Genomic DNA, 24,806 nt, shown 5'->3' with positions numbered 1-24,806 from the left:
TGCCTGACACCGCCGACTCTTGTCCGCGCCCATGCCCGGTTTGGTACTATAACTGGACATTTATCCAGCTCTTCGGCCGCCATGCTGCCGCCCCACCGCTTTTACTACCTGCACAACTTCCAGCGCGCGCTGCAAGTCGTGGCCAGCCGCTGCGCGGACTTGCTCGACCCCGCCGAGCACGACTTTCTTCGCCAGTTCGCCATGCTTTCCCAGCCCGCGCAGGCGCTGTTCGTGCGCATGGCGATGCGGCGCGGCCCATGGTTTCGCGCCAGTCGGCTGGTGTACGAAGAAATCCCGGACGGGCCCGCGGCCGCCGCTGCCCTGGCGCAACGGGGCTGGCTGGACGCCGCCGCGCCCATGACGCTCGACGAGCTCTTCGGTCTTTGCACCTTGCCAGAGCTGCGGGCCATCTTTGCCGGGCAGGCGCCCGCATCCGCGCGCAAGTCCGACCTGCTCGAAACCCTGCGCGCGCGCCATGACCAGCCGCGCACCTGCGCGCAATGGTGCGGGCCTTCCTGGGAACCCACCTGGCGCTTCATGCTCGGCGAATGCTGCGATCGCCTGCGCCTGATGTTCTTCGGCAACTTGCACCAGGACTGGTCGGAATTCGTGCTGGCCGACCTGGGCATTTTCCAGTACGAAGCGGTTCCCTTTGATGCCGCCGCGCGCGCATTCCAAAATCGCGACGACGTCGACCGATACCTTGCCCTGCACGCCTGCCGCCAGGCGCTGGAAGACGGCGCGCCGCCCGCCGGGCTCTTGCCCCACATCCAGGCATGCGCCAGTGCCAACCCCTGGATCGAACAACGCCGGGCCAAGACGCTGATGCGCGTGGGCCAGGCCTGCGAACGCGCGCAAGACTGGCAGGCGGCGCTCCAGGTGTACCAGCATTGCCAATATCCGGGCGCACGCCACCGGCGCATCCGCGTTCTGGAACGCATGGGCAAACATCGCGAATCGCTGGGGCTGGCCATGCAGGCACTGGACGCGCCCGAAAACGAAGAAGAGCACCAGCGGGTGGCGCGCATGTTGCCGCGCCTGCGGCGCAACGCCGGCCACCCCGCGGCCCCCAGGGCGGGCAGGCTCGCGCCGCGCCGGCTGGATCTGATGCTGCCGCGTCCGGCCCGGCCGCAGCCCGTCGAGCACGTTGCGCGCGACCACCTGCACTGCGATACCGCGCCGGTGTACTACGTTGAAAATACGCTCATCACATCTTTGTTCGGCCTGCTGTGCTGGCAGGCCGTTTTCGCGCCCGTGCCTGGCGCGTTCTTCCATCCCTTCCAGCGCGGCCCGGCCGACCTGCATGCGCCCGATTTCGCGCAGCGCCGCGCCGAGCTGTTCGCGACCAGCCTTGCTCAACTCGACACGGGCGCCTATCGCGATGTCATCCTCCACAACTATGCCGGCAAGGCAGGGGTGCAGTCGCCGTTCGTCTTCTGGGGCGCGCTGTCCGAACCCTTGCTGCACACGGCGCTGGACTGCCTGCCGCCTCAACACCTGAAACTGTTCTTCACGCGCATGCTGCAAAACGTCGGAAGCAACTGCACCGGCTTGCCGGATCTTGTTCGTTTCTGGCCGGCGCAAAAGCGCTACGAGCTCATCGAGGTAAAGGGGCCGGGCGACAAACTGCAAGACAACCAGGTGCGATGGCTGCAGTACTGTGCTCTGCATGACATACCGGCGCAGGTGTGTCATGTGCGCTGGCTGGAAGAGTCTGCATGAACTACACGGTGGCAGTGCGCGCCCTGTGCGAATTCACCGCCCGCGCCGGCGACCTGGATCTGCGCTTCACGCCCGCGCCTACCGGCCCCGAAGGGGTGGCCGGCCACGCCGTCGTCACGGGCCGGCGCGGCCCTGCCTATGAATCGGAAATCAGCTTGTCGGCCCGCTACCAGAACCTGCTGGTGCGGGGCCGCGCCGATGGGTACGACCCGGAGCTGAACCAGCTCGAAGAAATCAAAACCTACCGGGGCGACTTATCCGGTGTGTGCGACAACCATCGCGCGTTGCATTGGGCGCAGGCGCGCATGTATGGGCATCTGCTGTGCCAGGCGCGCGGCCAGCAAAGCTTGCGCATCGCGCTGGTGTATTTCAACGTCGTCACCGAAGAAGAAACCGTGTTGTGCGAAACCCGCGACGCCGCGTGGCTGAAAGATTACTTCGACACGCAGTGCGCCCTGTTCCAGGCCTGGGCGGCCGCCGAGCTGGCGCACCGGCAGGCGCGCGACAACGCCTTGGCAGCGCTGGGCTTTCCTCCGGGCGAATTCCGGCCCGGCCAGCGCGAACTGGCGGTGGCCACCTATCGCACCGTGCGGGCTGGCGGCTGTCTGCTTGCGCAAGCGTCCACGGGCATCGGCAAAACGTTGGGCACCGTGTTTCCGGCGCTGCGGGCCATGCCCGAAGGGCGCATCGACAAGATGTTTTTCCTGGCCGCCAAGAACGCGGGCAAGCGCCTGGCGCTCGAAGCGCTGGACGCGCTGCAGGCGTCGCTGCCGCGTCCGGTGTTGCGCGTGCTGGACATGCAGGCCCGCGACAAAGTCTGCGTCCACCCCGACAAAGCCTGCCACGGCGATTCGTGCCCGCTGGCCAAGGGCTTCTACGACCGCCTGCCCCAGGCGCGCGCCGCTGCGCTGGCCCAGCACGATCAGCATGGCCCGGCGTTGCGCGCTGCCGCCATCGAACACGACGTCTGCCCGTACTACCTTGCGCAGGAACTGGCGCGGTGGAGCGATGTGGTCGTGGCAGACTACAACTACTACTACGACGCGCACGCCTTGTTGCATGCGCTGACCCAGGCGCACCAATGGCGGGTGGCCGTGCTGGTCGATGAAGCGCACAACCTGGTCGACCGTGCACGCCGCATGTATACGGCGCAGCTTGCACAGCCGGCCCTCAAGGCCGCCCGGCGCGCCGCGCCCAAGGCATTGCACAAGCCCCTGGACAGCGTGTCGCGCGCCTGGGCGGCGTTCAATCGCAAGCAGGCAGCCGCCTACCAACGCTACGACGCGGTTCCGGCGGGCATCCTGGCCGCCCTGCAGAAAGCCGCCGCCGCGATCGCGGAACACCTGGGGCACGCGCCCTTGCCGCAAGACGACCCGCTGCTGCGCTTTTACTTCGATGCGCTGCATTTCATACGCCTGGCCGAACAATTCGGCTCGCATGCGCTGTTCGATGCCGATCAGCATGCGGCCGGCGGCGCCGCGCCATCGGCCTTGGCATCCACCTTGTGCGTGCGCAATGTCGTGCCCGCGCCTTACCTCGCGGCGCGGTACGCGGCCGCGCATGCCACTGTCCTGTTCTCGGCCACGCTGAATCCGCAGCAGTATTATCGCGACGCGCTTGGCCTGCCCGCCCAAACCGCATGGATGGATGTGGCAGGCCCGTTTCGCCCCGAACAGCTCACCGTGCGGCTGGCGCGCGGCGTATCCACGCGCTACCGCGATCGCGAGCGCTCGTTGCAACCCATTGCAGACCTGATCGCCCGCCAGTATGCCCAGCGCCCGGGCAACTACCTGGTCTTTGTGAGCAGCTTTCAATATCTCGAGCAAGTCGCCGCCCTGTTGCGGCAGCGCCATCCGCACGTCCCCGTCTGGGCCCAGGCCCCCGGCATGGACGAAGGCAGCCGCGCCGCGTTCTTGCAGCGCTTCACCGACGACGGCGCGGGGGTCGGTTTTGCGGTGCTGGGCGGCGTTTTCTCAGAAGCCGTGGACCTGCCGGGCAAGCGGCTCATCGGCGCCTTCATCGCGACGCTGGGGCTGCCCCAGGTCAACCCGGTCAACGAAGAGATCAAGGCGGCCATGGACCAGCGTTACGGCAGCGGCCGGGGGTACGACTACACTTACCTGTATCCGGGATTGCAGAAAGTGGTGCAGGCCGCCGGCCGGGTCATCCGCAGCGAAAACGACACCGGCGTGCTGCACCTGATCGACGACCGCTACCGGCGCGCCGAGGTGCAGGCGCTGCTGCCCGCGTGGTGGCAGATAGGTTAGGGTGCCTGCAATGAGGCGCGCAGCGTCCCGCGGCTCGTTGCAACGACTGAAACCGCCATGACGCCTGCCACTGCCCAGTTCTTTGCCACGCACGGCTACGTGCGGTTTCCCGGCTTTTACGCCGTGAAGTATCTGGCGCCGCTTCGTCAGGCGTTGAAAGAAGAATGGAAGCGATTGTCGGGCGTGCCGGGTTTGTCCAGATCGCTGCGCACCATGCCGGCGTTTCAGCAAATAGCGAAACTGTCGTCATTGACGCAGTGTCCGGGCCTGCATCAGGCATTGGTCACCCCGGCGCTTCTTGGCGAAGTCGCGGGGCTTGCCGGGCGCCGGCCCGCGGTAATCCAGGACGCGCGCTTATTGCTGTCCCCGCCGCGCCAGGGCGACTGGACACTGCAGCGCCTGAACTGGCATGTGGACGTAAAAGGCGCCCTGCCCGGCAGCCTGCCGGGCATCCAGGCGTTCGTTCTGATCGATGACGTCGCACAGCGGGGCGGGGCCACCCTGGCCTTGGCGGGTTCGCACCGCATGGGTGCGGCGGCCGCGGACCTGCGCGATGCGCTCAAGCAGGGCGGCCCAGATCTGGCCGCGCGCCTGCGCGACTTACACACGACGCTGGTGGAAATGGCCGGCAGCGCCGGCGACGTGTTCTTGATGGACATGCGTGTACTGCACACACCATCGATCAACACCACGAACCAGCCGCGCATGATGGCAACCGTTCGCTTTTTGTTCGATAACGCGCCAATCGGGTAGCCCTCTATCCGGCACGTCTGCCGCACAGCCCGCGCATTGCGAGCGTCGTGAAACGCCCGGCCCGGGGCCGGGCGCATCTGGCCGACTATTCTGCGGCCTTATAGCGGTTGCGCAGGTCGCGCACCTGGTCGTGGTTGCGCAGCACGCCCTGATACTGGCGTTCGACCACTGCGCGGATGTTCTCCGGCAGCGCTTCCTTCAGCGCATCGGCATATTGCGCCTTGGCGACGTCTTCGCCGCGCTCGCATTCTTCCAGGATGGCCGCGTCGCTGCGGCCAGTGACGGCGGCCTTCAGGTTCGTCCAGCCGCGATGCACCGCGCCGGCCACCGTGCCGCTGTCCTCGGGCTTGCCGCCCAATTGCGCCACCAACGTCTGCAGTTCGGCCGCGCCCGCCGCGCAGTCGCGCGCCCGGTTACGGAACAGGGTCTGCAGTTCGGCGTTCTTGGTGTCTTCGGCGGCGGCTTCAAAGCCCTTTTCACCGTTCTTGGACGTTTCAATAAGGTCGTTCAGTACCTTGATCACATTGTCGGCCATGCTCTTCTCCGTAATGGGTGGGATGGTCGGGCGACATGCCCGCGTGCCGACAGAGCGTCGCAAGTGCCGTGCCTGCCCATTGGCCCCGGGGCAGGAGCAGGGCGCTAATACCCGCGCAACATCTCGTACTGGGCAACTTGGCCGGCGGACAGGATTTCCATCATGCTCAAGTGGTACCGCAGGTGGGTTGCGCGCAACTTGCCGTGGGCTGCCGCGGCTTTGGCGGTGGACGCTGCCACGTTGTCCCGGGTAGCCTTCTTGTCGGCGAACAGCGCGTCCAGTTCGCGTTCCGCGTCGATCACCTGCTGGCCGGCGGCCCGCGCATCTTTCAGCATTTCCGCATATAGCTCGCGCGTGCGCGCGGCTTGCAGGTCAGATAGCTTGAGTTCGGCGGCCAACTCCAGCACGTGCAAGGGCCCGGGGTAGCCATTGAGTTCGGCCGGCATCGCCATGCCCATGCCTCGGCCGTTGAGCAGGCCATCGATCTGCTGGGGAGAAAGCGCCTTGATCGCACGGCCTTGCATGCCGGCGTACGGGCCGGCCTGGCCGTCGGTGTGGCCACGGGGCCCGTGACCATGGTGCTGGGCCATTGCCGGCCATACAGTGGAAAACACCAGGGCTGTGCATGCCAACGCAAATCTGTTTATCGCGACCATCAGATGTAACCGTCCCGTTCAAGAGCGCCACGCCGGTCTGCCGAAGGCCGGCCTTCAATGTATAAGCTCTCAAGGTTATCAGCTGTCAGGCTCGGCGCGATTACACTGTTGGCCATTTCCAGGCACCGATTTTTCCTTGTTTCGTGACTTCTACCTCCTTTTCCACGCTTGCCCTCGGCCCCGCCTTGCAGGAAAACCTGCAGAGCCTGAGCTTTACCCAGATGACGCCCATCCAGGCGCAGAGCCTGCCCCTGATCCTGGAAGGCCGCGACGTTATTGCGCAAGCCAGGACGGGCAGCGGCAAAACGGCCGCGTTCGGGCTGGGACTGCTGCAAAAGCTCGATATCGACCGGCTTGCGCCCCAGGCGCTGGTGTTGTGCCCGACGCGCGAACTGGCCGACCAGGTCGCGCAGGAGCTGCGCCGCCTGGCGCGCCTGATTCCCAACGTCAAGGTGCTGACGCTGTGCGGCGGCGCCGCGGCGCGTCCGCAAGCCGAATCCCTGGCGCGCGGCGCGCACCTGGTGGTGGGCACGCCCGGCCGGGTGCAAGACCATCTGCAGCGCGGCAGCCTGGACTTGTCGGCGCTGACCACGCTGGTGCTGGACGAGGCCGACCGCATGGTCGACATGGGGTTCTACGATGAAATCGTCGCGATTGCGTCGCATTGTCCGCCGCGCCGCCAGACGCTGATGTTCTCGGCAACTTACCCCGACAACATCCGCAAGCTCAGCGCGCGCTTCCTGCGCAACCCGGCCGAAGTCAAAGTCGAGGCCCAGCACGACGCCAGCCGCATCGAGCAGATCTTCTACGAAATCGACGAAGATGCCCGGCTGGACGCCGTGGTGGCCTTGCTGTCTCATTTCCGGCCGTCATCCACCCTGGCGTTCTGCAATACCAAGATACGCAGCCATGACCTGGTTGAACGGCTGCGGGCCGAAGGCATCAGCGCCCATGCGCTCAATGGCGATCTGGAACAGCGCGAGCGCGACGAGATACTTATCCAGTTTGCCAACCAGAGCTGCGCCGTGCTGGTGGCCACCGATGTCGCGGCGCGCGGCCTGGACATCCAGCACCTGGGCGCCGTAATCAATGTAGACGTCACCAAAGACACCGAGGTGCACGTGCACCGCGTGGGCCGCAGCGGCCGTGGCGACCAGAAGGGCCTGGCGCTGAGCCTGTGTTCGCCCGACGAAATGCGCTGGGCGAACCTGATCGAGCAATATCAAGGCGCGCCCCTGAAGTGGGGCGACATCAAGTCGTTGCGGCCCAAGTCCGACCGCCCGTTGCGCGCGCCCATGGTGACGCTGTGCATACAAGGCGGCAAGAAAGACAAACTGCGTCCCGGCGACGTGGTGGGCGCGCTGACGGGCGATGGCGGCCTGGCCTTCGAGCAAGTGGGCAAGATCAATATCACCGAGTACAGCGCCTATGTCGCGCTCGACCGCTCGATTGCCAAGCAGGCGTTTGCGCGCATATCCAACAGCAACATCAAGGGCCGGCGCTTTCGCATGCGCTTCCTTGAAGAGTTCTGAGGCCTCGCGTATACAGGATGCCCACCTTGGCCGAATCTCAACGCCGCAACGAAGCGGACCTGGCTTCCCCCCACGGCGCGCCGTCCGGCGGCCTGCGCCGCACCCTGGCCACGCGCCACCTGTCGATGATCGCGGTCGGCGGGTCGATAGGCACGGGGCTGTTTGTCGCATCCGGCAATACCATCGCCCAGGCAGGCCCGGGCGGGGCGCTGCTGGGCTACGCGCTCATTGGCCTCATGGTCTATTTCCTGATGACCAGCCTGGGTGAACTGGCCGCCGCCATGCCGGTGTCGGGCTCGTTCTCTACTTATGGCGCACGGTATGTCGAGCCCGGCTTCGGCTTCGCGCTGGGTTGGAACTACTGGTACAACTGGGCCGTTACGGTGGCCGTGGACCTGGTGGCGGCGCAACTGGTCATGGCGTACTGGTTTCCCGACGTGCCGGGCGTGTACTGGAGCGCGCTGTTCCTGGCGCTGACCTTCGGCCTGAACGCCTTGTCCGCGCGCGGCTTCGGCGAGGCCGAGTTCTGGTTCGCGCTTATCAAGGTGGTGGCGGTGGTGGTGTTCATCGCGCTGGGCGTAATGATGCTGCTGGGCATCATCCGCGGCGGCGAAGCCGGTGGCTGGCAGAACTGGACGACCGGCGACGCGCCCTTTGCCGGCGGCTTTGCGGCCATGATAGGCGTGGCGATGGTGGTGGGGTTCTCGTTCCAGGGCACCGAGCTCATCGGCATCGCGGCCGGCGAATCCAAAGACCCGGCGCGCAACATTCCCCGCGCCGTGCGGCAGGTATTCTGGCGCATCCTGCTGTTCTATGTGCTGGCCATCGGCGTTATCGGCCTGCTGATTCCCTATACCGATCCGCAGCTGCTGCGCAACGACGTCACCGACATCAGCGTCAGCCCGTTCGCGCTGATCTTCGAGCGCGCGGGGCTGCTGGCTGCAGCTTCCATCATGAACGCGGTGGTGCTGACATCGGTGCTGTCGGCCGGCAACTCCGGCATGTATGCGGCCACGCGCATGCTGTACGCCCTGGCGTGCGAGGGCAAGGCGCCGGCCATGTTCGCCCGCGTGTCCGCCGCGGGCGTGCCCGTGCGGGCATTGCTGGCCACCACGGCGCTGGCCGCGCTGTGTTTCCTGTCGTTCGTCTATAGCCCCAACGACGTGTACATCTGGCTGTTGAACACGTCCGGCATGACGGGCTTCATTGCGTGGCTGGGCATCGCCATCAGCCACTACCGCTTCCGGCGCGGATACGTTGCCCAGGGCGGCCGGCTGGCCGATCTGCCGTACGTATCGCCGTTCTTCCCGTTCGGGCCGATATTTGCGTTTGCCCTGTGCCTGCTGATCACCCTGGGGCAGAACTACGAAGCCTTCCTGCAGGACCGCATCGATTGGGTGGGCGCGGCGGCAACGTATATCGGCATACCGGTTTTCCTGGCCGTATGGGCGGGTTACCGCATCACGCGCGGTTCGCGGTTTGTGCGGTATGCCGAAATGACATTCCCGTTTCGCAAAGAGTAGCGCGCAGCCGATGCCGCACGCGTCAGTGCGGCAGCACCAGCAGCCGCCCCGGCAAGGTGGGATGCGCCAGCACATCCGCCTCGATGTCATATACCTGGCGCAAGGTGGCGGGTGTCAGCACCGCGGCCGGCGGCCCATCCGCCGCGACCGTGCCCCCGCCCAGCATGACGATACGGTCGCACCAGCGCGCGGCAAGATTGATGTCGTGCAGCACCACCAGTACACCCATGCCGTGATCGTGCGCCAGGGACGCGGTCGTGCCCAGCAGCTCGATCTGGTGCCTGGGATCCAGGCTGGATATCGGCTCGTCCAGCAGCATATAGCGCGGCGCCTGCCGGTCGTACAGCGCCTGGCATTGCGCCAGCACGCGCGCGAACTGCACGCGTTGCTGCTCGCCGCCCGATAGCTCGGGATAGCGGCGCGCCGCCAGTTGCGGCACCCCGGCCATGGCCAGCGCGGCGTCGGCAAGCTCCTGCACTTGCACGGGGTCCAGTTCGGGGAACGGGTAGGCGCCCATGGCTACCACTTCGTGCACGCCCAGGTCAAAGGTCAAAGAGGGCTTCTGTGGCAGCACCGCGCGCTGCCGCGCCTGGCGTCGCGCCGGCAGTGCGCCCAGCGCGGCGCCGTTCATTTCGATGTGGCCGCTGTCGGGCGCAAGCTCGCCGGCCAGCGCCGCCAGCAGCGTCGATTTGCCGGCGCCGTTGGCGCCCAGCAGCCCCAGCACGCAGCCGGGTTCGATGGTCAGCGACACGCCCGACAGCAGGCGCGCGCCATTGCGCGACAGGGCAAGGTCGATGGTGCGCAGGCTCATCAGTAGCGCCTACCCCTGGCCAGCAGCCACAAGAAGAACGGGCCGCCCACCAGGCTGGTGACCAGGCCTATCGGCAGTTCTGCCGGAACAACCACAACGCGGGCCAGCCAATCGGCCAGCGTCAGCGCCAGCGCGCCGGCCAGCATCGAGCCCGGCAGCAGCCAGCGGTGGTCTGCGCCCAGCGTCATGCGCACCAGGTGCGGCACGACCAACCCCACGAACCCGATGCCGCCGGTGGCGGCAACCAGGGGGCCAACGATCAAGGCCGTGGCCACGACCAGCCTGTACCGCACCGCAACCAGCGCAAAACCCAAATGCTGCGCTTCGCGCTCGCCCAGCAGCAAAGCGTTCATGGCGCGCCATTGCCGCATCAGCCATGCCGACCATATCAGCGTCCACGGCGCCAGAAAGCCCAGCAAGGCCCAGTTGGCGCCGGCCAGGCTGCCCATGCTCCAGAAGGTAAGGTCGCGCAGTTGCGCGTCCGAGGCCATGTAGGTCAGCAGGCCGATCAAGCTGCCTGCCACCGTATTGATGGCGATGCCTGCCAACAGCAGCCCCGCCACGCCGGCCACGCGCCGTCCCACCGCGTAGGCGGCGCCTGTGGCAAGCAGGCTGCCCGCGAACGCCGCTGGCGCAGTCATTGCAAAACCGCCCGCGGTCAGCACGATGGCAGCCACCGCCCCCAAAGCGCCTCCCGCCGAAATACCCACCAGGCCGGGCTCGGCAAGCGGGTTGCGAAACAGCGCCTGCATCGCAGCGCCCGCAATCGCCAGCGCAGCGCCGGCGACGGCGGCGAACAGTACGCGGGGCAGGCGGATGTCGAGCAGCACATTGCGCCACAGCATGTCGTCGGGCTGGGCGGGCGCGTCGGTAAACAACACGCGCAGCGCATCGCCCAGCGGAATATCGACTGCGCCGCTCAGCGATGCGAGCACCGCCGCCAGCAAGGCCGCCACGCCAAGGCATGCCAGCAGCGCCGGCCCGGCAGGGCGCCTACGCGGCGCCATCGGCGCGCCGGCCTTGGCGAGCAACACAATCGGTCTCCTTTAATGTGCGTATGGCCTGCGGCAGGCGAGGCCCCGTGCCGAGTATAAGCAGGTCGTCCATGACGACAATACACTGGTTGGCCGCGGCCGGCGTGCCTGCCAGGCCCGGCATGGCCATCAGTTGCCGCATTCCCCCCGATGCTTCGAGCGCCGTGCGCGGCACCACGATCACGTCCGGGGCCAGGGACATCAACGCCTCGGCCGACAACGGCTTGTAGCCTTGCTGCTCGTCCAGCACGTTCACCAGCCCCGATAGCTGCAGCACCAGCGATGCCGCGGTATTGCTGCCCGCGCCCAGCGGCGTGCCCGTTCGATTCATGATCAGCACCGCGCGGGCATGCGACTCGGGCAAGGCTTGCGCCTTGTTCAGCGCAAGCGCTACCGAATCGGCCAGTTGCGCGCCGCGCCCGGGCACGCCCAGCGCATCTGCCACCTGGCGGATGCGCGCGTATAGCGACGATACGGTCGGCTCGTCAGACACAATCGCCAGGGGAACGCCTGCTTCCTGCAAGCGCGCGATGGCCGGCGGCGGGCCCGCCTGGTCGGACGCCAGAATCAAGTCGGGCCGCAGCGCCAGCACGCCTTCCACAGGCACCGCGCGGTAATAGCCGACTCGAGGCAGCCGGGTCGCGGCCTCGGGGTACAGGCTGGACAGGTCGGCCCCCGCCAGCCGGTTTCCCTGGCCCAGCGCATAGACGATCTCGGTAATGGTGCCGCCCAGCGACACCACCCGTTCGGCGGCAGGCGCCTGCGCGCCCCGGGCCGGGTGCACGGCAGCAAGCAGGCCGGCGCATGCCAGCACAGCGGCTACCGTCTTGCGGATACGTGCTGCCATGATGTTCCCCAGTTGGCGTCAGGCGGCCAGCGGCTGCGGGCACAAGCTGCCCAACAGGCTGCGCCATTCGGCCAGTTCAGGTCTGCCGGGCTTGCGTTCGCCAAAGAACTGCAGGATCAGCTCCGCGCTGGCCGAGTAAAGCTCCAGCGAAGTCACCCAGCCGTCGCTGGTGGGTTTGCTGACCACCCAGGCCTGGTCGATGGCCTGCGTGTTCAGATGCAAGTTAAAGCGCGCATCCAGCACGTTGAACCAGGGGCCCGTGCGGCGCAGGTTCGATACCGGCCCGGTATGAATCTGGATCATGCCGCGGTTGCCCACGAAGCACATGATGGAAAGCCCCGATGCGGCGGCGGCGGTCAGCGCCTGTTCGGCCGCAGCCGGGTCCACGCGTTGGGCCAGGTCGGTGCCGGCAGCCTGCAGCGCGGCCAGGCGCGATACCTTGAACTTGCGTAGCATCGGGAAAAATTCATGCGTGTCCTGCATGGCCAGCCAGGCCGCGCGCAGCGCCTGCGGGTCGGCCACCGCATGGGATTCGTCGCTGCAAGGGTAGGGCTGCGCCTGCGGCCATGCGGGCTCGCCGGCGTAGCGCGCCACCAGTGCGTCATATGCGGCGCGGTCTGTGGCGTCCGTGCAATACACCTTGTGTACCGCCACACCCGCTTTGTCGAAAAACTGCAGGCTGTGCCGCCCGTCGTGTTGCACCGCCCATGCCGTGTCCCACTGGCTGAAGAACACACGCAGGTCGATATCCGGGCCCAGCACCAGGCCCACCGGGCCGTCGGCGTGGATCGATTCGTATCGGCCGTGGCGCTCATGCACGCACCATTCGTTGCGCGTCAGCGCCATCACTTCGCCCAACGACCCCAATTCGCGAACGATAACCTGCGGCGATTCCGCTCGTGTCAACGCGGTGGCGCGCACCCCGCCACACTGCGCCGCGACCCATTGCGCTTCAGACACCCCCAGGGCTTGCGCCAGGTTGCGGGCCCGCAACCCGGGTTGGCTGGCGGCCAGGGCGTCGTTGCGCGCGCGCAGCGCAGCTGCCTGTTCATCGTACGAGGTAGAACTCAAGAGTGCTGCTCCGGACAGAGGTTGTACTTGCGAACAACTCTCATTCTAAACGGGCGCGCCGCCGCCAACCGAATTCCCGCGCCGCAGCCAAGGGCATGCACGGGCGCAGCCATCACCGCGGCAGCAGCGTGCCTAGCGCAGTCCGGTGTCAGACACCCTTCGGGAGTCAGACACCCGAGCGCAACGCGTTCCGCAGTCCAGGCGCCGCTCAGGTGACCCAGGTGTCTGACTCCCGAAGGGTGTCAGACACTCACAGCCGAACGCAGCACATCGCCAGCAATCCAGGTGTCTGACTCCCGAAGGGTGTCTGACACTCACAGCCGAACGCAGCAGATCGCCAGCAATCCCGGTGTCTGATTCTTGAAGGGTGTCAGACACTCACAGCCGGACGCAGCACATCGCCAGCAATCCAGGTGTCTGACTCCCGAAGGGTGTCAGACACCGACGCACGCCGTCCCCAACATTCCGGCCGTCAGATCAACGCCGCTCTGCCCGCGCAACCCCAGGCGCCGCGCGGGGCGCGGAGGCCTGCGCGCGTTGCACTACCCACACACTGCCAATAACGACGATCATGCCCACCAGTTGCGGCAGCGTCAGGCTTTGCCCCAGCAAGCCCCATCCCAGTATCACGGCCGTCATGGGGCTCAGAAACCCCAGTGCCGCCACCGCCGCAGGCCCCAGCCGCGCCAGCCCGCGAAACCACAGCGCGTAGGTAAAAGCGCCGCCTATCACGGCCAGGTACGCCAGCCCCCCGATATTGGCCGCGGTCAGTTCCGGCAGGGGCGGTTCCAGCCACGCCGCAAAAGGCAGCAGCACCAGCCCGCCGGCCAGCAGTTGCCAGCTTGCGAAGGTAAGCGCAGACACCGGCGGCTGCCACCGGCGGCTCAGGACGGTGCCCAGCGCCATTGCCGCCGCCCCGACCAGCCCCGCGGCCACACCATAGGGGTCCAGCGCGGCGGATGGCGTCAGCACCAGCAAGGCCACGCCGCCTATGCCGGCCAGCGCCGCCACGACCGACCAGCCGCGTACCGGCGAACCCAGCAGGACGCGCGCCAGTCCGATCACAATCAGTGTCTGAATAGCGCCCAGCGTGGCGGCGACCCCGCCGGGCAGCCGGTAGGCCGTCACGAACAGCATGGCCCAGAACAGCGCGAAGTTCAGCGAGCCCAGGGCCAGGCTGCGCAGCCACCAGATCCCACGAGGCAGGCGTCGCGCCCACAGCAGCAGCAACAGCCCTGCAGGCAGGGCTCGCAGCATGGCCACCGTCAAGGGGTACCCCTGGGGCAGGAACTCGGTTGTCACGATATACGTGCTGCCCCAGATGGCCGGGGCCAGGGCGGTGGCAAATACATCCGCGCCGCGCGTCATATACAGGTTCCTACTGTTGCCAGGCGGGCGCGGGCGACGCTACTGCCATCAGCCACGCAAGCTCGGTTTGTCTTAGATCAATAAAGTTTACGGCTTGCGTCGCGACAATGCCTATCTGTGGCAAAGACCCCGAAAAGGCAAACAGCAATGGGTAAACCAACTCGTGACTAGCGTGCTCATCGTCGACGATCACCCGTCATTGCGGCTGGTAATACGGCAGCAGCTTTCGCAGATGCTGGGCGTTACGCAGATCATCGAAGCAAGCAACGGGCAAGATGCCGTCCGTCTGGTGCGCGAGGTTCAACCCCGCCTGGTAGTGCTCGACCTGGACTTGCCCCGGCTCAACGGCCTGGACACCATCCCTCGTATCAAGCAGGCCAGGCCCGACACCCGCATTCTGGTCATATCCGCGCAAGATCCCCTCTTGTACGCGCCGCGTGTCAGGGCGGCGGGGGCGCAGGGCTACATCAGCAAAACCCAGGACGTCACCGAAATCGTGCGCGCCATCGAAACCGTGTTGGCCGGCTATAGCGTGTACCCGGACGATTGCGCCGCGCCCCAGGCGGCGGCCCGCCCGGCCGCCGACGTCATCAGCCTGCTGTCCGACCGCGAAATCACCGTCACGAAACTGCTGGCCAGTGGCATGAGCAACAAAGCCATCGGCGAAACCCTGTTCATCAGCAACAAAACGGTCAGCACATACAAGACGCGGCTGATGGCCAAGCTGGGCGTGCGCACCCTGGTCGAACTTGTCGACTTCGCGCGCAAGAACCGTATCGTTTCCTGATTCCATGACTGCCGCTGTCGTTTCAGCACGGGATGTCTTACCCCGCCCGCCACACCCCGCCCCGTCGGCGCCGGCCGCGCCAGGCGCTGCGGCGCCGCATTTCCAGTTCATTACAGCCGGAGCATTGCCCACGGCAGACGAATGCCGCGCCATAGGCGCGCATGTTTTCCGCTTGGTCAACGATGACAGCGCCGTGGCCGCGGAACTGCTGGCCAGCCTGCTGGAAACCAACCAGGCCGACCTGCACGACATCCAGATCGCCTGTGCCGAAAAAAACTGGGCCGACGTGCGCGCGCACGCGCATCGCATAAAGAACACTGCGCAACTGTCGGGCGCCGGCACCCTGGCCGCGCTATGCCATCGCGTGGAAGCGCTGGCCGAACAACGTGATGGCCAGGCATTGCTAAGCCTGCTTGGCGTATTCTCGGCTGCGGTGCAGCGCCTGTCGCACGCATTGCAGGGCTGGGCCAACCTTGCGGCCACCCAGCGATCGTTCACGGCAGAAGCTTCGCACCGGCGTTAATGCGCCTATGACCCGCCGGGTTGTTGTTCACCAGCCAGATGCGCGTGCTGGGCCCGTTGCAGGTCTGCCAGACCTACGGGCTTTACCAGCACCGCATCCATGCCGGCATTCAGCAGCGCTTGCTCGTAGCTCTTCTGCACGCCGGCCGTATAGCCCAGCACCGGCACCGCCGCATTCATGCTGCCGCCCGCTCGCAACGCGCGCACAAACTCCAGCCCGTTCATGCGCGGCATGGCGCAGTCGCAAATCACCAGCTTGAAGGCTTGCCGTTCCGTGGCGGCCAAAGCCTGCGCGCCGTCTTCGATGCATACGGCACGGTGCCCCAGCGTCTGCAACTGTTGATTCAACAAAATGCGGTTCGGCGCATGATCGTCCACAACAAGTATGGGCAGCCGGGCTTTTGCGGCAGGCGGGCCCGCCAGTGCGCCCGCGTGGCCATCCGAGATGGCCAGCGGCAGTTCTACGTGCACCCGGGTGCCACGCTGCGGCCTGCTATAGACCCGGATACGCCCGCCCATCGCATCTACCAGCTGCTTGCAGATAGACAGGCCCAGCCCGACGCCGCCCTCGGCGCCCGGCGTGTTGGCCTGCACAAACGGTTCGAACAGCGTTGGCAGCGCAGCGGGCGGAATGCCGACGCCAGTGTCCGACACCGTAAACCGTATCCATTGAATGCCTGCGCCCGTAGGCAATACGCTGGCAGGCGCCGCCGCCACCCGGATGCGCACGCGACCGCGTCGTGTATGGCAAATGGCGTTGGACACCAAGTTGTTCAAGACTTGTTTCAGACGCAGCGTGTCAACCAGGTGAGCAGGCGCCAGCCTGCCCGACACCCGGGCGTCCAGCGTCAGCGCCTTGCGCTGTGCCGTTGCCGCGAAAAGCTCACGCACTTCGTGCACCACGTTCGGCACCGATGCCACCTGCGGCCTGATGGCAAACTTGCCCGACTCCAGTTGGGATAGATCGAGCAGGTCGTTCACCAGCGTCAGCAGCGAGCGCGACGCATCCAGTGCGGTGGAGAGCTGACGTTTTTCGGCAAACCCAAGCGAGCCGCTGACCAGGGTGAGTTCCAGCATGCCCACCACCGCGTTCATGGCGGTGCGCAGGTCATGGCTTATTGCGGCCAGGAACGCCGATCTGGTGCGCAATGCCGCTTCGGCTTGGCGGCAGGTATGGCACGTATTGCCCGGCGTGTGGCCGTGTTTGGCATTGTTTTTCGATGGGCGCGTGGCACCCAGTGCCAGAACGACAACTGCCGCAAGTATCGCAACGCAGGCGACGGCCATCGATGCAGTCGGAACGCCCGGCAAACTATGCCAAAGAGAGGTAATCGACCCGTATGTCACTTTGCTCGGCCGAGCCCTTGTTCGTGGACGCAAATGGGCCGACGCCCGAAGAGGTTGAGGCCAAGCACTCCGGCCATTGAAGGTGCGGCAAACCCATGGCGGCGAATTCGTGCGAGTTCATGAAAGCGGTGCGCATGCGGAGCCTTCCGGCAATGCTACGCAGATGTCGCCCTGGGTCTATAAGTAGATGCCGCCGAGCGTGCGACAAATCGCACTTGCCATGCAGTCGAGTCATTGGTGTGTAATCGTGACCGTGGCCGATGCATTAGCCGTTCCGGGCACTACCGAATTGCTGATCTGGTAATAGCGTGCCTTTAGCTGCAGGTCATAATTGGGATAAGCAAGGCCGGATGACGTGAGCGTGATCTTGGTTTCCAGGGGCAACGGAGAGGTGTCCTGGTGCAGCAGCTGGATGCCGACACCAGACGCAATGGACGTGCTGCTATCCAGTTCCATCAGCGACGAGTTTGCGCCCGGGGGGCCAGGAACCACCGCAGTGGCGGGATCGATGCGGTAATAGATCGGCACGCCAGTAGGGCAATTGGTCATCGAAATTGCAAAGTCTTGGGCGGGCGACGTCGATCCTATCGTGCCGCCGCCGAAATCGTGGGTGCCCAGCGTTACTGTGCGATCGGCGACCTTGCAAGTCGTTTGAGAAACTGGAACTTCGTTGTTGCTCCACAATAGAGTCACCAGCTCGTTGGAGACCAAATCCCGGCCATAAGGATCTACCCCCTTGATCGCAACCATCGCTCGCGCGAATAGCCCAGATTCCGACAGCTTTACCACGCTTCCGTCGACTGGGCCCGATCCCAAGTGGACCAGTTCAAAATCTACCTGACCACCATTGCCGTACCAGATCTCGAAGGTATCGTTTCGGTACCCTATATCGCCCCACGCCATGCGCAGTGGATTGTTCTGGATTGTGCGGCCGGCGGTCGTCAGGCGCAGACCGAAGTTCGAGGTTCCCAGGCGTATCGTTTTCGAATCCACATATTGGTAGTAGGGGGTGTCAAAGTATAGGTAGATGTCAATATTCCTGCGCAACCCCTCTGTAGGTTCGATCTTTGCTCCGTGCTCGCAGTCGACCGTACGGCCCGGGCCCCCTGGGCCGGGATCGGTCGCCGAGAATTTTGTTCCGCTGGTTTCCATTCCGGGCATTAGCACGATTTGGGTCGGAGTCGGAATGTACTGTGTGCGATTCGGGTTGAAGAAGGTGCATGAGTACTGCGCCGCATCAGCGGTTCCCCAGGCCAATGCCAGTGAGGCGACGGCAACCAGCCGGGCGAGCAGGGGCCTGGCTGGCTGTCGTGCAAAGGCACGGGGCGCGGCGTAAATGGCATTCAATGGCATGTTAGTGTCCTTGCGCGCAGGTGCCTTGCAACAGATGGAACTGCTGTGTGTCCTTGCCGTTGTTGTCGGGAATGCGGTAATCCACCGAACAATGCTCCAGCACGGATTCGCCCCACTTGACGCGCAGGCGGCCCGCCGTGTCTTTCAGGTTGTTGGCCAGGATGCGGCTGCCCTGCGCCACGGTGCCTATGCTGTTGCCATGGGCATCCTGGACTTCGGCGCCGAAGGGTAGCGGGCTACCGTCTGCCAGGTGCGCGCGTATTACTGCCGCGTGGCCGCCGGCTTCCACTTCGAACTTCACGGGTACGACGGCGCCGGCGGTGGGGGCCACATGCTGGATGGTGGATTTGAACTGCACGTTCAGGGGCAAGCCTTTGGGGTCGACTTCGATCGTGTTTTGTACGTATGGCGTCAGGTTAGGCACCAGGCCGTAGCCGCGCCCGTCTACCCGCAGGCCGTTCATGTTGGCTAGGCGCGCCCCTTCGGCACCTTGCGCTTGCACGATGGCGAAGGTGTCGCCTAACGCTGGCGCCAGCGCCATTCCTCCACCCCAGGCTACGGCGGCGCCGGAAATGCTGGCGCTGCTTTGGCTGCCGGACCTTGATCGGCTGGCACTGCCTGCCAGTTGGGCATAGGGCGACATCCATGACGCGTTGGCGCTGACGTTGTTCGCAATGCCGTGGCGCGACCGTACGTGATTCGCGCTCAGGCCGTAGTAGAGCGGATTGTCGGACCGGCCCAGGCTTCCGTTGACTGTTTCGTAAATCGACGTGCTGTGGTCACGGTTGTTGTGGCGGATGCTGGTGCTGGATCTCGGTGCACCCGCAGACCGGCCCAGCGGCAGGGTGACGTTGAGCATGTAGGTGTTGCCCCACTTGCCGTCGTACACGTTGTACTGGCGCGCAGCGCTGATGCTGTAGCCGATCTGCTTATACGTGTTGCGGTAGCCCGCCTGGTATTCTGTGTCACGGCCTTCGTAGCCCCAGTAATTCTGGCTGTATCCCGACAAATACACTGATCCGAGCCGATCGCCCAATGGCTGGTTCAACATGACTTGAAGGCGGCCCTTGGCATTGGCGCCATAGTGGCGCGGCAACCCGTGCCGTGATCCGGGCGAGCGCAATGCCATTGTGTCGCTCAGGCTGAGAAACCCGCGGGTGGAGTATCGATAGGCTGCCAGCGTGACACTGGTGCTGGTGGGTACAAAGAAGCGCGAGTAGCTCACGCTATAGCTCTGGCCCGTGCGGTTGGCCTGGTTGTTCAACTTGGCACGCGCGTAGGTGGCGTCCAACCCGAAGGCGCCGATGGCGGTATTGAGCGCTGTGCCCAATTGGCCGGCAAGGTAATGCTTGGATGCGAGTACGCCACCGTACCCCGTCAGCAAGTTGTTGAAACCATGGCGTACCGTGCCCTGGAAGACATACGGCTTGTCGTTGACCAGCGCGCTGCGGTACTGGCCGGCCGCCACGCTGTAGCGCGTTGTGCCGGCCCGCAGGGCGTTGACCGGTGCCGAGTAAGGCACCATGGATATGTGTTCGCTGCCATCGGCTTCGGTTACGACGACTTGCAGGTCGCCACCATATCCGGTGGGGTACAGATCGTCGATTTCGAACTCGCCCGGCGCCACCGTGGTTTCGTATATGACGTTGCCATTCTGCAGCACGCGTACGCGGGCATTGCTGTTGGCAATGCCGCGTATCGTGGGGGCATAGCCGCGCTGCGATTCCGGGTACATGCGTTCGTCGCTGGACAGGGCCACGCCCGTGAGACCTATGCTTTCGAGCACGGCGCCTTCGGTATGGAATTCGCCGGCGGTGAGCTGGCTCTTTATGGTTCCAATCGAACGCTGCGCATAGGTTTGTATGCTTTGATACCGGGTACCTTGGGTTTTGCTGTAGTTCAGGTTGCCGCGATGGCGCAGTCGCCAGGCGCCAAGATTGAGGCCGCTGTCCAGCCCCACATAGGCCTGTGTGGTGTCGTTGCCGTGGCGGGCGGCGTACCGGTACAAGTTCGCGTTGTAGCGCAGCACGCCTGCGGTGGTACCTTCATTCCAGTATTTTGGGTCGATATAGCCGCGTGCGCTGCGGTTTAGCCATATCTGCGGAATGCTCATGGTCAGCCGCTGTTCGCCGTTGTCGAATTCGGCGTGCGAGTCAGGGATGAAGTCGTGCAATCGACCGCACGGCGCCGATCGTAGGCGTTCATGGGTGGGCTCGTCCAGCCGACCAAGGTTGACTCCCGCGAGGAGCAGCAGATCGGCGTCTATGCAGGGCTGCGGGTACGCTTCGCCGGCCAGCTGGCGCACCCTCACGGTGCTGCGTCCGGCTTGTATGTGGTTGACCACCACAGGAACGGTGTAATCCCCCGGCGCGGCATAGTTGCCGCGGTTGAAACGGCTGACGTCCACAGCCGTGTCGCCGAAGTTGCGCACCATGTCGGCGTTGAACCGAACTTCTGCGACCTGTGTGGGTGCGGCCTGAGCCTGGGCCGCGTTCCACAGCGACGCAGCCAGCGAGGCCAGTATCAGGTTGAGCGAGTGGCGTCGGGTCGGGATGTAGCGTACGGGCAGCATGTTATCTAGCCTTTGCCTGAGGGCTGCGCGGCTAGCGCGGAACGTCGTGCAATGCGGCTTCGCCGGAAGTCGTGCCGCCATAGTCGTTGATGAACTGATAGCGGACCCGGGCTCCTGCCGAGGAGGATGCGGCGCGTGGCAAGCGCATCGTCCGCGTTTCGAAGGGAGCCAGCATGCCGGGTTCGTCCACTGCAGAAGCCTGGGCGCCTGAAACGAGTTCGACACTGGCAAAACTCACGTAGAACGGCGTGGGATTGGTGACTTCGAGTGCGGTGGGGCCCGAGCGGGCCAGGCGCCAGTTGAGCTTCGCCGCCGCATCCATGGCGCTACCCGCCAACCCTGCCGGCCGGTAGAACAGCTTGATGCGCGAGCGGATGGACAACTGCAGGAAATTCTTTTGGTCGTTGGCGTCGGGGCGCGGCGGGATGCCAAGCACGTTCAGCCAAAACACGCTTTCGCGGTCTTGCGCAAGAGGCTCGCCGGTATGAAGAATGCGCAGCGTCTGGCTTTTCTCAGGATCGATGCGGGCCATGGCAGGCGAGACGATGAACGGTACGACGAGCGCCGAGCGGGCGCCTTGCGGATCTCCGGTGTCCAGCCAGGCCTGCATCAGTACGGGCGCCGCTGCCTTGTTGGTAAGACGCACGGTTTTTTCACCGCTGGCGGCGTCGTAAACGACGCGGGTGGCGCCGATGACGATCGATGCGTCGGCCGGGGCGGAGGCGGCTGCGCATGTGATGGCTACGGATATGGCAGAGAACAAGCGGCGGATGAGCATGGAAATTCCTGGTCTTGCGAGCCCGGCCAAGGGTTCGCCGCGGCCGGGGTGCGGCCGCGCAAGCAAGCATGCGCGGCCGCACGAGCGCGCCTGGTAAGGCGCAAACTGCGCAGGCGGTAAACGCTTACTCGTAGTTCACCGAGTAGGTCACCGACGAGGCGACGCTGCCGGGTGTTACGGCCGTGGCATCCGCGGCGTAATAGCCCGCTTCGTAGCGCATCGTGGCGGTGCCTGCGGTGGTGTCGATGTCAAAGCCGTCCAGCGCGGCCTGGGTGGGGCTGCCGATGGTGATCAGCTGGCCGCTTGCGGCTTGGCGCAACTGCAGTTCGACCCCGGTGGCCGCGCCGGCCACGCTGCCGGTTTCATCGGTGTTGTACAGGCGGCCTTGCGCGTTGACCGTGGTGCCGGATTCGAAGATGGCACGGGCCGTGCTGTACGTGGTGCCCGAGCAGTCTTTCAGTTTGATTTCGAACTGCTGCCAGCCGGCGGTGCTGCCGGTGCCGGTGAACGCGGTGGCGTTGACCGGCAGCAGGCCTACTGTTTGGCTGTGCGGGTTGGCGTGGTCAACCACGCAGGTGCTGGCCTGGATTTCGCCAGTGAAATGGATGGTGCCTTCGCTGGCGAGGGCCACGTTGGCGGCGGCCAGAACCCCAGCGCCCGCGAGCAGGCTGGCAATGCGAGACAGTTTCATGTTTGACTCCTAAAAGATGAAAGGCTGGCGAGCAGGCGCACTCAAGAGCCGATCGCAGCAAGAGGAGTCTAGGTATGAAGCCTGTTTAAAAATGGATGAAAATTCCGACCAAGGTATAGGAAAGTTCTTATCGAGCGGGGCCCGGTGATGGAACCCAAGCGGCGCCAGGCTCAGTGATAGACCAGGTTGTATTCGACGCTAGTTCGCACACTGCCGGGCGACGCCTGGCCCAGGGCGTAATAGCCCGCTTCATAGACCAGCATGGCGTGGTCTTGCAGAAGTTGCGGCGTCGGCCCTTGTTGCCCGACGGGCGCACCGATGAGTATGTGTCGGGCGCTACCCTGTTCGCGCAGCGCGATCTGCACATTGCGGGCGGAACTGTGGGCGTCGACGTCCAGGCGACCGGTAGCAGGGTCGACGAAGGTGCCCGGCTCGAAGTGTGCTCGAACCAGCCTGGCGAACCCGCCGCATTGCCCTATACGGATGACAAACGGCGACCATCCGGCGGTTTGCCCGCGCGTGGTGAGTGCGTCGGTACCTACGGTGGGAAGATCGACGGTAAATGTGGGCGATAGGCTTCGTACCGGTGCGCCATGGGCGTGAGTATGTACGGCGCAGCTGTTGGCGGCGATCGTGCCCTGGAACAACAAGGTGCCGGATTGTGCCAGGCCGCAAGGCGCGACGGAAGTTAAGGCGAGCAACGTAAGGTAGCGCAGCAGTCGGACGGTTGTCATGATCGGCTCTTTTGGGCGCCGCCAGCAACGATGCAGGCGCCCCGTGATACAGCTTGACGGAATGCTTGCTGATGATGTCCGATCGTGCGTTATTACTTCGTCTGAAACTTCCCCCTGTGTGCCGGATTTTTCCGATGGGTATGCGCGGTTGCCGGAACGCGTGCGCCGCGGCGCATCAGGTTACCGCGCCGCGCCGCGAATACCGTTCTTGCTTCCACGTTTCGCCGTCCAGCACCTCTTTCAGTACCTGCACAGCGTCCCATACGTCGGCATATCCCAGGTACAGCGGCGTCAGCCCGAACCGCAAGACTTCCGGTTCGCGGTAGTCGCCGATGACGCCGCGCTCGATCAGCGCCTGCATCACCTGGTAGCCGTGCGGATGGCGGAAGCTGACGTGGCTGCCGCGCCGCGCGGGGTCGCGGGGGGTGACCAGTGTCAGCGGATGCTGCGCGCAGCGGCTTTCTACCAATTGGATGAACAGGTCGCCCAGCGCCAGCGACTTTTTGCGCACTTCGTTCATGTCGGCGGCCAGGGCGATATCCAGGCCGCATTCCACCAGTGAAAGCGACACGATGGGTTGCGTGCCGCACAGGTAGCGGCGGATACCGGCGGCGGGTTCGTAGTCGACAGCCATGTCGAAGGGCCGCTGGTGGCTCCACCAGCCCGACAGCGGCTGCCAGAACTGGTCGGTGTGGCGGGGCGCTACCCAGATGAACGCCGGCGCGCCCGGGCCGGCGTTCAGGTACTTGTATGTGCAGCCTACCGCGAAATCGGCGTTCGATCCCGTCAGGTCGACTGGCACGGCGCCGGCGGAATGGGCCAGGTCCCAGATGGTCAGTGCGCCGTGGCTGTGCGCACGCGCGGTAACGGCGGCCATGTCGTGCAGGTGGCCGGTGCGGTAGTTGACATGGGATAGCGCCACCACCGCCACGGAATCGTCCAGCGCCTGTTCCAGGGGCAGCTGTTCGTCGATCAGGCGCATTTCGTAGCCCTGCTGCAGCAGGTCGATCATGCCCTGGATCATGTACAGGTCGGTGGGAAAGTTGTCGCGCTCGGAAACGATGACGCGCCGCTCGGGCGCGGCATGCTGCTGGATGCGCAATGCGGCGGCCAGCGCCTTGAACAGGTTCAGCGATGTGGTGTCGGTGATGACTACCTGGCCGGGGTCGGCGCCGATCAGCCGGGCCAGCTTGTCGCCCAGCCGCGCCGGCAAGTCGAACCAGCCGGCGGTGTTCCAGCTGCGGATCAGGCCGCTGCCCCATTCCTGGGTGACTACGCTGGCTGCGCGCGCCGCCGCTGCCTTGGGCAACACGCCCAGCGAATTGCCGTCAAGGTAGATGATGCCGTCCGGCAGCTCGAACTGCTGCCGAAGGGGCGCCAGGGGATCTCGCAGGTCGGCGTGCTGGCAATCTGCGCGGGTATGCATGCTCGGCTCCTAAGGTGCCTGCAAATACTAGCAGAGCCAATGCAGCATAGCGCCCGGCTGGCCGCGCAGCGCCATGCGTGGCGCTGCGGGCGGCGGCGATCAGTCCTGGCGGTCGGTGACTTCTACCAGGTGGTAGCCGAACTGTGTTTTTACCGGGCCTTGTACCTGGTTCAGCGGGGCGCTGAACACGACGGTATCGAATTCGCGAACCATCTGCCCCGGGCTGAAGGTGCCCAGGTTGCCGCCGTCGCGGCCCGACGGGCAAGAGGAATGTTCGCGCGCCACTTGGGCGAAATCGGCGCCGTTTTCGATGGCGGCCTTCAGCTCGTTGCACTTGGCCTCGGTAGAAACCAGGATATGGCGGGCGGTGGCTTGGGTCATGAGGATTCCTTAGTTTTTTAAAGCGAACGCCCATATTGCCTTAGTCGGCCGCATGAGTAAAACGGCGCAGATGCCGGTCCCGGGGGCGCCGAAACG

General features: G+C 65.2%; 22 protein-coding genes. 7 read left to right on the top strand and 15 right to left on the bottom strand.

The features are described 5' to 3' along the window. Positions 1–81: 81 nt before the first annotated feature. The 3 genes from CAL19_RS16630 to CAL19_RS16620 are packed head-to-tail and all read left to right on the top strand — an operon-like array spanning position 82 to position 4,742. The gene (locus tag CAL19_RS16630; protein ID WP_094797446.1) at positions 82–1,722 is read left to right on the top strand and encodes a VRR-NUC domain-containing protein; all 1,641 of its coding nucleotides are present in this window, start codon (positions 82–84) and stop codon (positions 1,720–1,722) included. Then, positions 1,719–3,989, top strand: a complete 2,271-nt coding sequence (locus CAL19_RS16625; RefSeq protein ID WP_094797445.1) for an ATP-dependent DNA helicase — start codon at positions 1,719–1,721, stop codon at positions 3,987–3,989. The genes CAL19_RS16630 and CAL19_RS16625 overlap by 4 nt, the downstream gene beginning before the upstream one ends. A gap of 57 nt (positions 3,990–4,046) precedes the next feature. Then, a complete protein-coding gene (locus CAL19_RS16620; protein WP_094797444.1) occupies positions 4,047–4,742 on the top strand; it encodes a phytanoyl-CoA dioxygenase family protein in 696 nt (231 codons plus the stop codon). A gap of 85 nt (positions 4,743–4,827) precedes the next feature. Here CAL19_RS16620 and CAL19_RS16615 read toward each other — a convergent pair whose 3' ends face one another. After that, on the bottom strand, positions 4,828–5,277 hold the full coding sequence (locus tag CAL19_RS16615) for a PA2169 family four-helix-bundle protein (protein WP_026641393.1): 450 nt from the start codon (positions 5,275–5,277) through the stop codon (positions 4,828–4,830). 104 nt (positions 5,278–5,381) lie between these two features. Further along, positions 5,382–5,867, bottom strand: a complete 486-nt coding sequence (locus tag CAL19_RS16610) for a periplasmic heavy metal sensor (RefSeq protein WP_094797443.1) — start codon at positions 5,865–5,867, stop codon at positions 5,382–5,384. Between the two features lie 209 nt (positions 5,868–6,076). On the opposite strand from CAL19_RS16610, the gene dbpA reads away from it, so the two are divergent. Together dbpA and CAL19_RS16600 are read left to right on the top strand one after the other, a co-directional pair. After that, a complete protein-coding gene (gene dbpA, locus CAL19_RS16605; RefSeq protein ID WP_094797442.1) occupies positions 6,077–7,465 on the top strand; it encodes an ATP-dependent RNA helicase DbpA in 1,389 nt (462 codons plus the stop codon). A 59-nt stretch (positions 7,466–7,524) separates the two neighbouring features. Then, entirely contained in the window at positions 7,525–8,988 is a 1,464-nt protein-coding gene (locus CAL19_RS16600) for an amino acid permease (RefSeq protein ID WP_170941571.1), read from the top strand. Positions 8,989–9,010: 22 nt separating this feature from the next. On the opposite strand, the gene CAL19_RS16595 is transcribed toward CAL19_RS16600, so the two are convergent. The 5 genes from CAL19_RS16595 to CAL19_RS16575 all read right to left on the bottom strand — a co-directional run bounded on the left by CAL19_RS16595 (position 9,011) and on the right by CAL19_RS16575 (position 14,119). Then, positions 9,011–9,799: a heme ABC transporter ATP-binding protein gene (locus CAL19_RS16595; protein WP_026641396.1), complete on the bottom strand. Its 789-nt coding sequence runs from the start codon at positions 9,797–9,799 to the stop codon at positions 9,011–9,013. After that, the gene (locus tag CAL19_RS16590) at positions 9,799–10,806 is read right to left on the bottom strand and encodes a FecCD family ABC transporter permease (protein ID WP_038852743.1); all 1,008 of its coding nucleotides are present in this window, start codon (positions 10,804–10,806) and stop codon (positions 9,799–9,801) included. The genes CAL19_RS16595 and CAL19_RS16590 overlap by 1 nt, the downstream gene beginning before the upstream one ends. Beyond that, positions 10,793–11,668: a heme/hemin ABC transporter substrate-binding protein gene (locus CAL19_RS16585; protein ID WP_432759170.1), complete on the bottom strand. Its 876-nt coding sequence runs from the start codon at positions 11,666–11,668 to the stop codon at positions 10,793–10,795. The genes CAL19_RS16590 and CAL19_RS16585 overlap by 14 nt, the downstream gene beginning before the upstream one ends. Before the next feature lie 30 nt (positions 11,669–11,698). Then, a complete protein-coding gene (locus tag CAL19_RS16580) occupies positions 11,699–12,751 on the bottom strand; it encodes a hemin-degrading factor (protein WP_094797439.1) in 1,053 nt (350 codons plus the stop codon). Between the two features lie 477 nt (positions 12,752–13,228). Then, the gene (locus CAL19_RS16575; protein ID WP_026641400.1) at positions 13,229–14,119 is read right to left on the bottom strand and encodes an EamA family transporter; all 891 of its coding nucleotides are present in this window, start codon (positions 14,117–14,119) and stop codon (positions 13,229–13,231) included. Between the two features lie 163 nt (positions 14,120–14,282). On the opposite strand from CAL19_RS16575, the gene CAL19_RS16570 reads away from it, so the two are divergent. Next, complete coding sequence (locus CAL19_RS16570; protein ID WP_094797438.1) at positions 14,283–14,906, top strand: response regulator transcription factor; 624 nt, start codon at positions 14,283–14,285, stop codon at positions 14,904–14,906. A gap of 124 nt (positions 14,907–15,030) precedes the next feature. Continuing rightward, the gene (locus CAL19_RS16565; RefSeq protein WP_170941561.1) at positions 15,031–15,429 is read left to right on the top strand and encodes an Hpt domain-containing protein; all 399 of its coding nucleotides are present in this window, start codon (positions 15,031–15,033) and stop codon (positions 15,427–15,429) included. Between the two features lie 5 nt (positions 15,430–15,434). On the opposite strand, the gene CAL19_RS16560 is transcribed toward CAL19_RS16565, so the two are convergent. The 8 genes from CAL19_RS16560 to CAL19_RS16525 form a co-directional block, all read right to left on the bottom strand. Further along, on the bottom strand, positions 15,435–16,577 hold the full coding sequence (locus CAL19_RS16560) for a hybrid sensor histidine kinase/response regulator (protein ID WP_170941560.1): 1,143 nt from the start codon (positions 16,575–16,577) through the stop codon (positions 15,435–15,437). A 429-nt stretch (positions 16,578–17,006) separates the two neighbouring features. Further along, positions 17,007–18,128 carry a fimbrial protein gene (locus CAL19_RS16555; RefSeq protein WP_094797435.1) on the bottom strand — a complete coding sequence of 374 codons (1,122 nt, stop codon included), beginning with the start codon at positions 18,126–18,128 and terminating at the stop codon, positions 17,007–17,009. A 1-nt stretch (position 18,129) separates the two neighbouring features. Beyond that, complete coding sequence (locus tag CAL19_RS16550) at positions 18,130–20,700, bottom strand: fimbria/pilus outer membrane usher protein (protein WP_094797434.1); 2,571 nt, start codon at positions 20,698–20,700, stop codon at positions 18,130–18,132. 31 nt (positions 20,701–20,731) lie between these two features. Beyond that, entirely contained in the window at positions 20,732–21,478 is a 747-nt protein-coding gene (locus CAL19_RS16545) for a fimbrial biogenesis chaperone (RefSeq protein WP_094797433.1), read from the bottom strand. A 124-nt stretch (positions 21,479–21,602) separates the two neighbouring features. After that, positions 21,603–22,169 carry a fimbrial protein gene (locus CAL19_RS16540; RefSeq protein WP_094797432.1) on the bottom strand — a complete coding sequence of 189 codons (567 nt, stop codon included), beginning with the start codon at positions 22,167–22,169 and terminating at the stop codon, positions 21,603–21,605. Between the two features lie 170 nt (positions 22,170–22,339). Then, on the bottom strand, positions 22,340–22,903 hold the full coding sequence (locus CAL19_RS16535; protein ID WP_081745788.1) for a fimbrial protein: 564 nt from the start codon (positions 22,901–22,903) through the stop codon (positions 22,340–22,342). Positions 22,904–23,078: 175 nt separating this feature from the next. Continuing rightward, entirely contained in the window at positions 23,079–24,329 is a 1,251-nt protein-coding gene (gene kynU, locus CAL19_RS16530) for a kynureninase (RefSeq protein WP_094797431.1), read from the bottom strand. A gap of 99 nt (positions 24,330–24,428) precedes the next feature. Further along, entirely contained in the window at positions 24,429–24,710 is a 282-nt protein-coding gene (locus CAL19_RS16525) for a peptidylprolyl isomerase (protein WP_026641408.1), read from the bottom strand. Between the last annotated feature and the right edge of the window lie 96 nt (positions 24,711–24,806).

It is taken from the genome of Bordetella genomosp. 7 (assembly GCF_002261265.1).
Lineage (GTDB): Bacteria > Pseudomonadota > Gammaproteobacteria > Burkholderiales > Burkholderiaceae_B > Bordetella_A.
The sequence above is the reverse complement of the archived record's forward strand: the minus strand, read 5'-3'. Positions and strand labels throughout refer to the sequence as shown.

Excerpts from the sequence above, each read along its gene's own strand:
- CAL19_RS16550 (WP_094797434.1), bottom strand. The coding sequence starts at position 20,700 with ATGCTGCCCGTACGCTACATCCCGACCCGACGCCACTCGCTCAACCTG.
- CAL19_RS16630 (WP_094797446.1), top strand. The coding sequence starts at position 82 with ATGCTGCCGCCCCACCGCTTTTACTACCTGCACAACTTCCAGCGCGCG.
- kynU (WP_094797431.1), bottom strand. The coding sequence starts at position 24,329 with ATGCATACCCGCGCAGATTGCCAGCACGCCGACCTGCGAGATCCCCTG.
- CAL19_RS16620 (WP_094797444.1), top strand. The coding sequence starts at position 4,047 with ATGACGCCTGCCACTGCCCAGTTCTTTGCCACGCACGGCTACGTGCGG.
- CAL19_RS16610 (WP_094797443.1), bottom strand. The coding sequence starts at position 5,867 with ATGGCCCAGCACCATGGTCACGGGCCCCGTGGCCACACCGACGGCCAG.
- CAL19_RS16615 (WP_026641393.1), bottom strand. The coding sequence starts at position 5,277 with ATGGCCGACAATGTGATCAAGGTACTGAACGACCTTATTGAAACGTCC.
- CAL19_RS16540 (WP_094797432.1), bottom strand. The coding sequence starts at position 22,169 with ATGAAACTGTCTCGCATTGCCAGCCTGCTCGCGGGCGCTGGGGTTCTG.
- CAL19_RS16525 (WP_026641408.1), bottom strand. The coding sequence starts at position 24,710 with ATGACCCAAGCCACCGCCCGCCATATCCTGGTTTCTACCGAGGCCAAG.
- CAL19_RS16595 (WP_026641396.1), bottom strand. The coding sequence starts at position 9,799 with ATGAGCCTGCGCACCATCGACCTTGCCCTGTCGCGCAATGGCGCGCGC.
- CAL19_RS16545 (WP_094797433.1), bottom strand. The coding sequence starts at position 21,478 with ATGCTCATCCGCCGCTTGTTCTCTGCCATATCCGTAGCCATCACATGC.
- CAL19_RS16590 (WP_038852743.1), bottom strand. The coding sequence starts at position 10,806 with ATGGCGCCGCGTAGGCGCCCTGCCGGGCCGGCGCTGCTGGCATGCCTT.
- CAL19_RS16625 (WP_094797445.1), top strand. The coding sequence starts at position 1,719 with ATGAACTACACGGTGGCAGTGCGCGCCCTGTGCGAATTCACCGCCCGC.
- CAL19_RS16535 (WP_081745788.1), bottom strand. The coding sequence starts at position 22,903 with ATGACAACCGTCCGACTGCTGCGCTACCTTACGTTGCTCGCCTTAACT.
- CAL19_RS16555 (WP_094797435.1), bottom strand. The coding sequence starts at position 18,128 with ATGCCATTGAATGCCATTTACGCCGCGCCCCGTGCCTTTGCACGACAG.
- CAL19_RS16575 (WP_026641400.1), bottom strand. The coding sequence starts at position 14,119 with ATGACGCGCGGCGCGGATGTATTTGCCACCGCCCTGGCCCCGGCCATC.